Annotated in this window: 8 protein-coding genes; 3 read left to right on the top strand and 5 right to left on the bottom strand. The window is 72.6% G+C overall.

The genetic code is table 11. The annotated features are described in order from the left end of the window. Positions 1-423 precede the first annotated feature (423 nt). Positions 424-3,846, bottom strand: a complete 3,423-nt coding sequence (locus tag BLV24_RS09685; protein WP_092681127.1) for a transglutaminase family protein — start codon at positions 3,844-3,846, stop codon at positions 424-426. Positions 3,847-4,095: 249 nt separating this feature from the next. Here BLV24_RS09685 and speB point away from each other — a divergent pair, with 249 nt between their 5' ends. The 3 genes from speB to BLV24_RS09670 all read left to right on the top strand — a co-directional run bounded on the left by speB (position 4,096) and on the right by BLV24_RS09670 (position 8,173). After that, a complete protein-coding gene (gene speB, locus BLV24_RS09680) occupies positions 4,096-5,052 on the top strand; it encodes an agmatinase (RefSeq protein WP_092681125.1) in 957 nt (318 codons plus the stop codon). 146 nt (positions 5,053-5,198) lie between these two features. Continuing rightward, positions 5,199-5,942 carry a TerC family protein gene (locus BLV24_RS09675; protein ID WP_092681123.1) on the top strand — a complete coding sequence of 248 codons (744 nt, stop codon included), beginning with the start codon at positions 5,199-5,201 and terminating at the stop codon, positions 5,940-5,942. 44 nt (positions 5,943-5,986) lie between these two features. Beyond that, a complete protein-coding gene (locus tag BLV24_RS09670) occupies positions 5,987-8,173 on the top strand; it encodes a CpsD/CapB family tyrosine-protein kinase (protein ID WP_092681121.1) in 2,187 nt (728 codons plus the stop codon). Between the two features lie 57 nt (positions 8,174-8,230). Here the strand turns inward: BLV24_RS09670 and BLV24_RS09665 are convergent, their stop codons facing one another. From BLV24_RS09665 to BLV24_RS09650, 4 genes are all read right to left on the bottom strand, one after another. After that, positions 8,231-8,980 carry an NUDIX hydrolase gene (locus BLV24_RS09665; protein WP_092681119.1) on the bottom strand — a complete coding sequence of 250 codons (750 nt, stop codon included), beginning with the start codon at positions 8,978-8,980 and terminating at the stop codon, positions 8,231-8,233. A 233-nt stretch (positions 8,981-9,213) separates the two neighbouring features. Further along, a complete protein-coding gene (locus BLV24_RS09660) occupies positions 9,214-9,960 on the bottom strand; it encodes a YebC/PmpR family DNA-binding transcriptional regulator (protein ID WP_092681117.1) in 747 nt (248 codons plus the stop codon). Between the two features lie 94 nt (positions 9,961-10,054). Next, positions 10,055-10,378 carry a hypothetical protein gene (locus BLV24_RS09655; RefSeq protein WP_092681115.1) on the bottom strand — a complete coding sequence of 108 codons (324 nt, stop codon included), beginning with the start codon at positions 10,376-10,378 and terminating at the stop codon, positions 10,055-10,057. 13 nt (positions 10,379-10,391) lie between these two features. Further along, positions 10,392-12,167: an SLC13 family permease gene (locus tag BLV24_RS09650; protein WP_092681113.1), complete on the bottom strand. Its 1,776-nt coding sequence runs from the start codon at positions 12,165-12,167 to the stop codon at positions 10,392-10,394. Between the last annotated feature and the right edge of the window lie 75 nt (positions 12,168-12,242).

The following is a 12,242-nucleotide window of genomic DNA, read 5'->3' as shown; positions in this document are numbered from 1 at the left end:
AGTCCTTGAGTCGCGCGGCGTTTCAAACGCGCATGCGGCCGACATCGCGGCGGCCGCGCAGCGCGGTCGCCGGTTGCGCGGCGCGCGAAGTATGACGGCGGGGGGGCGGGTTGCCAAGGCTGCGGGTCGTTCGAGCGCGACCGGGCTTTCGCCTGACGTCGCGCGCCATGGGGCGCGGGGCGCGGGACGTTTCGGCGCGGGGGCCGCGGGAAACCGCTGCGGCGCGTGGATTTCGTTGCGTTTCGCGATCATCAGCGAGGCGAAGCGGCTTCCGGCGGCCGGATCGGAGCGCGAAGGGAAACGGCGCCGACGCCGGGGAAGGCCGCGCGCCCGCGGCGCCGGGCCGCGGGTTTCGGGCGCCGGCCCCATGAAAAAGGCGCCCGGAACGGGTCCGGGCGCCTTGAGATCGGGGGTCGCGGAGGCTCAGCGCTGGCGGCGCAGGTCCAGGGTCAGCGGCTGGTCGGGGCTGATCCGCGGGGACAGCGGACGCATCCGGCCCGGCGTATGGCCGATGGTCTCGAACCGCGACAGGCGCCGGCCCTCGGCCTCCAGGTCGTTGATCGGCTGGGTGTCGAAGGCCCGCCCGCCCGGATGCGCCGAGTGCAGCACGCAGCCCCCGACCGAGCGGTCGGAGAAGCTGTCCCACAGGTCGAAGACCAGCGGCGTGTGCACCCCGATGGTCGGGTGCAGCGACTCCGCCGGCTGCCAGGCGCGGTAGCGCAGGCCCGCCACCTTCTCGTCCTTGCGGCCGGTCTCGCGCAGCGGCATCTCCCAGCCGTTGCACGACACCACGTAGCGGTCGGCCAGATCGCCCTCCACCCGCACCTGCAACCGCTCCAGCGAGCTGTCGACGTAGCGCACGGTGCCGCCGATGGCCCCGGTCTCGCCCAGCACATGCCAGGGCTCGATGGCCGAGCGCAGCTCCATCGTCACGCCCTGGTGCTTGACGTCGCCGGCGAGCGGGAAGCGGAACTCGAACTGCGCGCGGAACCATTCGGGGTCCATGCGCACGCCGAGGAACCCCTCGATGTCGGCGAGCACCTCCAGGAAGTCCTCCCAGACGTAATGGGGCAGCATGAAGCGGTCATGCAGCGCGGCGCCCCAGCGGCGCAGGGGGCGTTCATAGGGCTTCTGCCAGAACCAGGCGATCAGGGCGCGCAGGATCAGGGACTGCGCCAGCGCCATGCGCGGATGCGGCGGCATCTCGAAGGCGCGGAACTCCACCAGCCCCAGGCGGCCGGTGGGGCCGTCGGGGGAATAGAGCTTGTCGATGCAGATCTCGGCCCGGTGGGTGTTGCCCGACAGGTCGGTCAGCAGGTTGCGGAAGATCCGGTCCACCAGCCACAGCGGCATGTCCCAGCCGGGCTTGGGGGCCTGCTCCAGCGCGATCTCCATCTCGTAGAGGATGTCGTCGCGGGCCTCGTCCATGCGCGGCGCCTGGGAGGTCGGGCCGATGAACTGGCCCGAGAACAGGAAGGACAGCGCCGGATGCACCTGCCAGTAGCGCACGATGGAGGCGAGCAGGTCCGGCCGGCGCAGGAAGGGCGAGACATCGGGGCTCTCGCCCCCGACCACGATGTGGTTGCCGCCGCCCGAGCCCGCCTGCCGCCCGTCATAGAGGAACTTGGTGGTGGCGAGATGGCAGTGGCGCGCGTCCTCGTAGAGCCCTTCGGAGATCGCGACCAGCTCCTCCCAGCTTTCGGCCGGCTGGACGTTGACCTCGACCACGCCGGGGTCGGGGGTGACCATGATCTTCTGCATGCGGTGATCGGTGGGGGGGGAATAGCCCTCCATCTGCACGGGCAGGCCGGTGGCCTCCGCGGCTTCCTCGATGGCGGCGACCAGATCCACGAAGCTGTCGGCGGAGGGCAGGGGCGGCATGAAGATGTGCAGCACGCCGTCGCGCGGCTCCACCGTGATGGCGGTGCGCACCACGGAGGCGTAGATGGCGACGCCGGGATCGGGCTCCCAGGTCGTGTTCATCGCGGCTTCGGGATGCACCTCGCCGGGGACGGGCATGGGCGTGTGGCCGGGCTGGGCGGGGGAGCCGCCGGGGCCGTGACCGGGCGCCCACTGGCCGACGGCGCCGGCCTGCGGGTTCACCCCCGTGCCGCCGCGCCCCTGCATCGCCGTGCGCCGGGCCAGCGGGGCCCGCGCGGCGAAGGGGTCGAGCGGGTGCATGTAGGGGCGGTCCTCCTCCAGCAGCCAGCGCAGGGAGGACAGCGGCAGCCGGTAGCCCGCCGCCGAGTCGCCCGGCGTCAGGTAAAGCTTGCCGCGCCGGGTCTTCCACCGCTCCGAAGCCCAGAAGAACCGCCGCCGGTCGGCCCGCGCCCGCGCCTGCTGGGCCTGGATCGGCAGCACCACGCAGGTCGGCTGGCTCAGCCCGCGCTCGAACACGCGGGCGAGCCGCTGACGCTCCATCGGATCGTCGAGCTTGTTGTCCACGGGGTCGAGATTGATCGGCAGCTCCGCCTCGCGCAGCAGGAAATGCGCCGCGTCCTCGTAGGCCGGGGCGATCATGTCCGCGTCCACGTCGAGCGCGTCGCAGAGCGCGGCGGTGAACTTGTGCGCCTCGGCGTAGCCGGCGCCGGACGAGGTTTCGGGCGCGATCAGCTCGGGATTGTACCAGAGCGGCTCCTCGTCCTTGCGCCAGTAGAGCCCGAAGGCCCAGCGGGGCAGCTGCTCGCCCGGATACCATTTGCCCTGACCGTGATGGATCAGGCCGCCCACCGGGGCGAAGCGCTGGCGCAGGCGGCGGATCAGCTTGTCGGCATAGGCCTTCTTGGTCGGGCCGACGGCGGCCTCGTTCCATTCCGGCGCGTCGCGGTCGTATTCGGCGACGAAGGTCGGCTCCCCGCCCATGGTCAGCTGCACGTTGGCGTCGCGCAGCTTCTCATCCACCAGCTTGCCGGCGGCGTCGATCTCGGCCCAGGCGGCGTCGGTGAACGGATAGGTGACGCGCGGCTCCTCGCGGACGCGGCGGATCTCCATGAAGAAGTCGAACTCCACCTCCGCCTTCTCATGCCCGCCGTTGATCGGCGCGGCGGAGCGGGGCGAGGGCGTGGCCGCCAGCGGGATATGCCCCTCGGAGGTCAGCAGACCCGAAGTGGCGTCGAGCCCGATCCACCCGGCGCCGGGCACATAGACCTCGGCCCAGGCGTGCAGGTCGGTGAAATCCGCATCTGGGCCCGAGGCGCCGTCCACCGATTTCACATCCGGGGTGAGCTGGATCAGGTAGCCCGACACGAACCGCGCCGCGAGCCCGCGGTGGCGCATCAGGTGCACCAGCAGCCAGGCGGAGTCGCGGCAGGAGCCGGAGCCGATCTCCAGCGTCTCCTCGGGCTCCTGCACGCCGGGTTCGAGGCGCACGAGGTATTCGACCGCGTTCTGCACGATCTGGTTGACCGCCACGAGGAAGTCGACCGTGTGCTCCTGCGTCTCGGGCAGGGTCTTGAGGATCTTGTCGAACAGCGGCCCCTGCGGCCCGGTTTCCAGGTAGGGGGCGAGGTCCTTCTTGTCGTCGGCGGAATATTCGAAGGGCACCGACTTGGCCGAGTCCTCGACGAAGAAGTCGAACGGGTTCACCGCGGCCATGTCGGCCACGAGGTCCACGCAGACCTCGAAATGGTCGACCTTCTCGGGGAAGACCAGCCGGGCGAGCCAGTTGCCGAAGGCGTCCTGCTGCCAGTTGATGAAATGCGGCTCGGGCGAGATCTTCTGGCTGTAGGCGAGGATCTTGGTCCGGCTGTGCGGCGCCGGGCGCAGGCGCACGACCTGGGGCCCCATGCTGATCGGTTTGTCGTACCGATAGGTGGTCCGATGCGTGATCGCCGCGTTGATGCTCATCTGATCCGCCCTTTTGCGTCGCCGGTTCGCCGGCCCCTGTGCAGCGCAGCATAGTCGCAGGCGGTTTCAAATAGAAAGGGGGGGCGGCGCGGCGTCCCCGCGCGGGCCGCTCATGCGCCCCGGGGAATGGCGCGGCGGCGCGGCCGTTTCCGGTTTCGACGCGCGTCGGCGGCGTCGCCCGGTTGCCAGCGCGCGCTTCCGCCTGTCCACTGGGCGCGCACCGTGACACCGCCCGGAGGACGCCCGCCCATGTCTGGAAACGCCTATGACGCCGGGCGGCTGAATCTGCCCTTCACCGGCATCTGCACCTTCGGCAAATACCCGTTCCGCACGCCCGACGCGCCCATCGACGCCGATGTCGCCATTCTCGGGGCGCCCTTCGACGCGGGCGCCCAGTGGCGGGCCGGCGCGCGATTCGGCCCCCGCGGCGTGCGCGAGGCCTCGACCCTCTTCGCCTTCGGCCATGGCGGCGCCTATGACCACGAGGACGGCGTGACCTACCTGGAGGGCGCCCGCATCGTCGATCTGGGCGACGCCGACATCATCCACACCGACACCCTCGGTTCGCATCGCAATATCGAGACCGACGTCCGCCGCATCCTCGCCGCCGGCGCGCTGCCGGTGGTGATCGGCGGGGACCACTCGATCAACATCCCCTGCATCGAGGCCTTCGAGGATCACGGGCCCATCCACATCCTGCAGCTCGACGCCCATCTCGATTTCGTGGACGAACGCCACGGCGTCACCCGCGGCCATGGCAACCCGATGCGCCGGGCCGCCGAAAAGCCCTGGGTGACCGGGCTGACGCAGGTCGGCATCCGCAACGTCTCCTCCACCGCGAAGGAGGGCTACGAGGCCGCGGAGGCCATGGGCTCGAAGATCGTCTCGGTCCGACAGGCGCGGGCGCTGGGGGTCGAGGGCGTGCTGGCCCTGATCCCCGAGGGCGCGCGGCTTTACGTGACCATCGACATCGACGGTTTCGACCCCTCGATCGCGCCGGGCACGGGCACGCCGAGCCATGGCGGGTTCCTGTATTACGAGGGGCTGGAACTGCTCGCCGCGGCGGCGAAGCGGCATGAGATCGTGGGACTGGACCTGGTCGAGGTCGCGCCGGATTACGACCCGACGGGCTCGACCTCGGTGCTTGCGGCGCAGCTTCTGCTGAACGTCATCGGCCGGATCCTGCACGCCCGCGGAGGCGGCTGACGCGGATGCGATGATCCCGGCGGCGTCGGCGGCGGCGGCGGCGGGGGGGGGGGGGGGCTGGCGCGGGGGGGGGCGCGGGGCCATCTGCACGCGCGCCGCGTCGGACCCGCCGGTCCCGCATCCTCCGACGCCGCAGGGCGCTCCCCATGTCCGAAATCTCCACCCTGCTCGCCGATCCCGCCGCCTGGGCGGCGCTCTCGACCCTGATCGTCATGGAACTGGCGCTGGGCGTCGACAACCTGCTGTTCCTGTCGCTGCTCACCAACCGTCTGCCGCCCGAACGGCGGGCGCAGGCGCGGCGCATCGGGCTGACGCTGGCGCTGGGCCTGCGGCTGGCGCTGCTGGCCGCGGCGGCCTGGATCATGCGGCTCGACGCGCCGCTGTTCGCGCTGGGCGGGCTCGATTTCTCCTGGAAGGACCTGCTGCTGCTGGGCGGAGGCCTGTTCCTGTGCTGGAAGGCGACGGTCGAGATCCACGACCGGGTCGCCGCCATCGCCCATGACGCCGGCGCCGCGCCGCGCCCGCATCCGGGCTTCGCCGCGGCGGTGGCGCAGATCCTGGCGCTGGACCTGGTGTTTTCGGTGGATTCGATCATCACCGCGGTCGGCATGACCCCGCATCTGCCGGTGATGAGCGTCGCCATGGTGGTCGCCGTCGCCGCCATGTTCCTCGCCGCCGGGCCGCTGGCCGGCTTCGTGGAGCGGCATCCCGGCGTCGCCATGCTGGCGCTCGCCTTCCTGCTGATGATCGGGCTGGTGCTGATCGCCGACGGGCTCGGGTTCCACGTGCCCCGCGGGTATCTCTACGCGGCGATGGGGTTCTCCATGGCGGTCGAGGCGCTCAACATCCTCGGCGCGCGGCGCAGGTCCGGCGGGGTTACGACCTGTTAACCAAAGTTTCCTAAAACTCGGGCTTTCCGGAACGGAGGCCGCGAATGAAGGCGAGGGATCCCGTCGACGCGCTCGAAGCGCGCCATCGCCGCCCGGCGGCGGTGGGGATGGGCGCGGGCGGCCTGCGGCGGTCCGCGGCGCGCCATCGGGGGGGCGCGCGTTCCCCCCGGGCGGCGTGGCGGCGACGCCGGGGGCTGATGCTGCGGGTCGGGCTCGGGGTGGCGGCGCTGATCCTGCTGGCGCTCGACCTCATCCCCGACCGCTACGCGGCCGAAACCGTGATCCTGCTGCCGTCCCCCGCGGCCGAGGCGGAGGCGAAGGCCGGCGGGGCGCCCGCCTCCCGCGCGATGGCGGAGGCGGAGATCGGTTGCCTGCTGTCCCCGGCCCTGCTGGCGCGGGTCTCGGACGGGCTGCGCCTGGAAACCACCGAGGAATTCGCCGCCCTCGCCGATCCGCTGAGGCTCGACGCGGCGCTGGCGGGGGCGACGGAGCGGGTGGCGGCCGGGCTCGGCGACGCGGCCCGCGCCGCGCTGGGCTGGTCGCCCCCGACGCCCGCCCCGGAGCCGGCGGAGGCCCTGCGCGGCCGCGCCGCCGCGCGGTTGGTCGGCCGGGTCTCGGCGGCCCCGGCGGCGGGGGGGGCGGGGGTCGCGCTGCGGGTCGAGGCGGCCGATCCCGGGCTCGCCGCGCTGATCGCCAACAGCCTCGCCGATCTCTACGCCCGCGACCGCCTGGCCGAACGCATCGCGGCCGAGGAACGCGCCGCCCGGCTGCTCGCTCATCGGCTGGAGGGGCTGACCGCCCGTCTCGCCGCCGCCGAGGCCGCGGCCGAGGCGAGACGCGCGGCGCTGCGCTCGGCCTCGGCCGCGGAGCTGGCGGAGGGCGAGCAGCGGCTGCGGGCGCATGAAAGCGCGCTCGACGCCTATCGGACCCGCGGGGTGGGCGAGCCCCTGGCCGCCGCCCGCGCCGACGAGGGTCGGGCGCGCCGCGAATGGCGGGCGGCGCAGGACCGGCTGGAGGCGATGCGCGCCGAGCTGGCCGACAGGCGCGCCGCCGCCGAAACCCGCGCCCGCGAAGACCCCGACCTGCTGGCCCGCGCCGGGGAGGCCCGCGCGCTGGGCGCCCTGCGCGACGCCACGCTGAGCCGTCTGCAGGCGGTGGCCGGCGCCGGCGCCGAGGCGCTGGGCGACGAGGCGGGGCCGGAGCGGTCCGATATCCGCCTCGCCGGCCCGGCCCTGCCCCCGGCGATGCCGGAACGCCTTCCCGCCGCCGCCGCGCTGCTTGCGGCGCTGGGCGGGGGGCTGGCCGCGGCGGGCATGGCGGGACTGGCGGCGGAGGCCTCGGACCGTGCGCTGCGCAGCCTGGAGGACGCCGCCGCCGAGGCCCGGATCCCGGCGCTGGCCGCGCTGCCCCGCACCGCCGTGACGCGGTTCGGGGGCGCGGCGCGGTCGGGACTGGCCGGGCGCGGCGGGTTCGAGGGCGATGGCGGCGCCGCGGCCGGCCTGCTCGCCCAGGTCCGCGCCCGCCCCGCCGGGCCGCTGGCCGAGGCGGTGCGCGGCCTGCGCGCGCGGCTGATCGCGCCCGTCTCCGCCGCCGCGGGCTTCGCCGAAACCGCCGCCCGCCCGCCGTTGGTGATCGCCGTGACCTCTCCGGGCCCGCGCGAAGGCCGCTCGGAAACCGCGGCGCTGCTGGCCGAGAGCTGCGCGCGCATCGGGTTGCGCACCGCGCTGGTCGACGCCGATATCCGCGCCCCGGGCCAGGCCGCCCGCTTCGGGCTGGAGGGCGCGGTGGACCTGCTGGAGACGCTGGAGGGCGCCGCCCCGCTGGATGAGGTGCTGTGGACCGACACGGCCACCGGCCTCTCGGTCCTGCCGGCCGAGCCCGCCCCCGCCTGGCGCGCCGACCTGCTGGCCGGGCCGGCGATGACGGCGCTGCTGGCCGCCCTGCGGCGGCGGTTCGACGTGGTGGTGCTGGACACGCCGCCCCTGCTGACGGCGGCGGACGGCTTCCTGCTGGCCGCGCGGGCCGACCGGGTGCTGCTGCTGGCCCGCGACGGGGTCACGCGCCGGGAATCGCTGCGCGCCGCCGCGCGGATGCTGGCCGAACATGACATCCGGCCGGCGGGGGTGGCGCTGACCGACGCGATGGCGCCCGAGCCCTCGCCGGTCCGCGCCCGTCGCCCGACCTCTCCGCGCGACCGCTTCGGCCGGTTTTCGGAGGGGTTCGGCGACTGACGCCCGCGCCGGTGGTCCCGAGGATCAGCCGGGGATCCGCGGAGGATCAGCCTGGGATCAGCGGTCGAAAACCTCGTCTACCTCGCCGTAGCCGTCCTCCAGCGCCAGGCGCAGGCGGCGCACGCCCTCGACCTCGACCACCTGCGGATGCACCGTCCGCCCTTCCCGCACCGAGGCCGCCAGCGCCGCCGCCGCCAGCGTCTCCGAGCCCAGCAGCGCGCGCAGGTTCATCCGGGTCGGGAACACGATCGCCCGCTCCCGCGTCTCCCACAGCCGCAGCGCCTCGGAAGGGGCGATCCACTCGGTCATCACCGTTTCGCGCCCGTCATGGACCGGCTCCTGATCCTCCGGCGCCTTGGCGATGTAGAAGAACGTGTCGAAGCGCTTGGGGGCCGAGGACGGCGCCAGCCAGCGCGCGAAGCGGGTCAGCCCGCCCAGGTCCGGGGTCACGCCCTTCTCCCGCACATAATCGAGGAACGGGATTTCTCCATGCTCGACCGCGTGGCGTTCCTCCGCCGTGCCGGACCTGCCGCCCTCGGCCAGCAGCATTCCGGTTTCCTCGAAGGTCTCGCGCACCGCGGCGATGCGGGGGGCGCGTTCGTCCTCGGGCACGTCATGCCAGCCCAGCGCATGGTCGGCCCAGGCGGGAGAGGCGTCCTCCTCGGTCAGCTTGCCGCCGGGAAACACCATGGCGCCCGAGAAGAAGTCGATCATCTGGTTGCGCCGGACCATCAGCACCTCCAGCGACGGGGTCTCGCGCAGCAGCATGATGGTGGCGGCCATGCGGATCGGCTTGGCGTCGGACATGTCGGGGTCTCCCTCGGGCTTTTCTGAACGGGGCCGTCGGGGCGCCCGGCATATTTGTAAGGAAGGATTAGCAGCGCGGCTTGCGCCGCGATACCGGATAACGGCGGGAAGGGGTGCGAAATCGAAACGGTTCGTCGGTCCGAAACCGCGCCCCGCACACGCAACGGCCCCGCCGCGGGGCGCGCGGCGGGGCCGGAAGGGGGCCGGGACGGGCGCGGGCGCGCGGCGGCGGGTCAGCCGGCCAGCGCTTCCATCACTTCGTCCGACATCTCGAAATTAGCGGTGACGGTCTGCACGTCGTCATCGTCCTCGAGCGCGTTGATCAACCGCATCACCTTCTCGGCCCCTTCGAGGTCGAGGTCGTTGGTGATGTTCGGCTTCCAGATCAGCTTGGTCGAATCGGCCTCGCCCAGCGCGGCCTCCAGCGCGGTCGAAACCTCGTTCAGGTCGGTCCCGGCGCAGAGGATGACATGGGTCTCCTCGTCGGATTCCACGTCCTCGGCGCCGGCCTCGATGGCGGCCTCCATGACCGTGTCCGCATCCCCGACCGAGGCGGGGTAGACCACCTGGCCCATGCGGTCGAACATGAAGCCGACCGAGCCGGTCTCGCCCAGGTTGCCGCCATGCTTGGTGAACAGCGAGCGCACGTTGGACGCGGTGCGGTTGCGGTTGTCGGTCAGCGCCTCGACCACCACCGCGACGCCGCCGGGGGCGTAGCCCTCGTAGCGGATCTCGTCATAGCTTTCCGCGTCGCCGCCGGTGGCCTTGCTGATGGCCCGGGTGATCACGTCCTTGGGGACGGACTGCGACTTGGCCTCCTTCACCGCGAGGCGAAGGCGGGGGTTCTTGTCGGGGTCGGGGTCGCCCATCTTCGCCGCCACGGTGATTTCCTTGGCGAGCTTGGAGAAGAGCTTGGAGCGGACAGCGTCCTGGCGCCCCTTGCGGTGCTGGATGTTGGCCCATTTGGAATGGCCGGCCATGACGCGCCTCGCGAGTTTTCTGAGTTTCCCGAATGCGCGAGCTTATAGGGGAGGCGCGCCGCGCTCTCAAGTCGCGCGGCGCGCGCGGCCCGCGTCAGAGCGCGACGAAGGCCAGCGCGGTCAGCGGGGTCAGGATCACCAGGCCGAGGCGCAGCTTGCGCTCCCGCCCCCCCAGCCGGAGGAGATCCGCGTCGCCGGCGGCGGAGCCGGGCAGGGGCTCGCCCCGACCCAGCGCCTTCTGCAGCTCGCGCGAGGCGGCCATGCGCACCGGCAGCCGGGGCGAGCGGGCGGCGAGGTCCAGATAGGCGTCGCGATGCGCCCGCTCCAGCCGCCGGACCATGACCTGAACGGTCACGCCCCAGAAGGCCAGCACCGCCAGCAGCGCCGGCGCGGCGACGGCGAACAGCCAGAGCCACATCAGAACGTCCCCCTCACAGCGGCCAGATCAGCGGGATCAGCAGGCAGGCGACGATCCCCACGATCAGGTTCATGCCCAGCCCGATGCGCAGGAAATCGGTGAACTTGTAGCCGCCCGGCCCGTAGACCAGCGTGTTGGTCTGGTAGCCGATGGGGGTGGCGAAGCTCGCCGACGCCGCGATCATCACCGCCACCACGAAGGCCCGCGGGTCCACGCCCATCGTATGCGCCAGCGCGATGGCGATGGGCGTCATCACCACGGCGACGGCGTTGTTGGACACCAGCTCGGTCAGCGCCGAGCACATCAGGAACAGCACCCAGAGCGCCGCCTCGGGCGGGAGCTTCATCAGGAAGGGCGCCAGGGCGTCGACCACCAGCCGCACGGCGCCCGAGCTTTCCAGCGCCGCCCCGATGCCCAGCATGGCGAAGATCAGCGCCAGCAGGCGGCCCTCGACGCTGTCGAAGGCCTCGTCCGCGTCGATGCAGCGGGTGAACAGCACCACCGCCACCCCGATCACCGCGGCGGCCACGATCGGCACCACGTTCAGCGCCGACAGGCCGACCACCCCGGCCAGCACCGACAGCACGATCCAGGCGCGGTCGCGGCGATAGGGGCGCTCGGTCGGCTGGGCCACGTCTACCAGGCCCACGTCCTCGGCCAGGCGCTTGATGTCCTCGGGGTCGCCCTCCAGCAGCAGGGTGTCGCCGATCCGCACGAAGATGTCGTCGAGCTGGCGGCCGAGGTTCTGGCTCCGCCGATGCACCGCCAGCGGATAGACGCCGTAGCGCCGGCGCAGGCGAAGCTGGCCCAGCGTGCGGCCCACCAGCCGGCAGTTCGGCCCGATCAGGGCCTCCACCGTCACGGTCTTCTTCTCCGACAGGCGGTCGACCATGTGCAGGGCGCGGGTCTCGCGCAGGCCGAGCAATTCGTTGACCCCGGTGCGCAGGACCACGCGGTCGCCTTCCTGCATCACCACGCCGGCCATGTTGCGGCGGAGCGATTCATCCCCGCGCAGCACGTCGATCACCCGCATGCCCTGGCGGCGGAACAGCTCCACCTTCAGCACCTCCTGCCCGATGATCGGAGAGCCGGGCGGCACCGCGACCTCGGTCATGAAGGACAGGCGTTTGCGCTCGCCCAGGAAGTCGCCCATCGCCTGGCGCTCGGGCAGCAGATGCGGGGCGGCGATGCGCAGGTAGAGGATGCCGGTCAGCGCCACGGCGATGCCCAGCGGCGTGACCTCGAACATCGAGAACGGCTCCATCCCCGCGCCGCGGGCGACGCCGTCGACCAGCAGGTTGGTGGAGGTGCCGATCAGCGTGCAGAGCCCGCCGAGGATGGCCAGATAGCTCAGCGGAATCAGCAGGCGCGACCCGCTCATGCCCATCTTCTGGGCCAGCCGCATGGCGATGGGGATCATCACCACCACCACCGGCGTGTTGTTCATGAAGGCCGAGGCCCCGAGCGTGAAGGCCGCGAAGCCGGCGAGCGTCGCCTTGGGGCGTTTCTCGGCCCGCTCCAGCGCGAAGCGGGTGAAGGCGTCCAGCGCGCCGGTGCGCACCAGCGCGCCCGACAGGATGAACATGGCCGCGATGGTGATCGGGGCGGGATTGGCGATGGCGCCCATCAGGGCGTCGGGTTCCAGCACCCCGCAGGCCATCAGGATGGCGACGCCGCCGATGGCCACGACCTCGGGCGGGAACCGCTCCAGGCAGAACAGGGTGAACATGCCGACCAGCACGCCCAGGGTCACCAGGGCGGGCAGGTGGTCGAGGGCCAGCTGTATCATGCGCTCGCCTCCCTCGGCTCGGTCGCGGACGGCCGGCGCCGCGGGATGCGGCGGGTCACGTGTCGGGGCGCTCGG

Source organism: Albimonas donghaensis (assembly GCF_900106695.1).
GTDB classification, from domain to species: domain Bacteria; phylum Pseudomonadota; class Alphaproteobacteria; order Rhodobacterales; family Rhodobacteraceae; genus Albimonas; species Albimonas donghaensis.
Note: the sequence above shows the minus strand (reverse complement) of the source record. Positions and strands in the feature narration are given on the sequence as shown.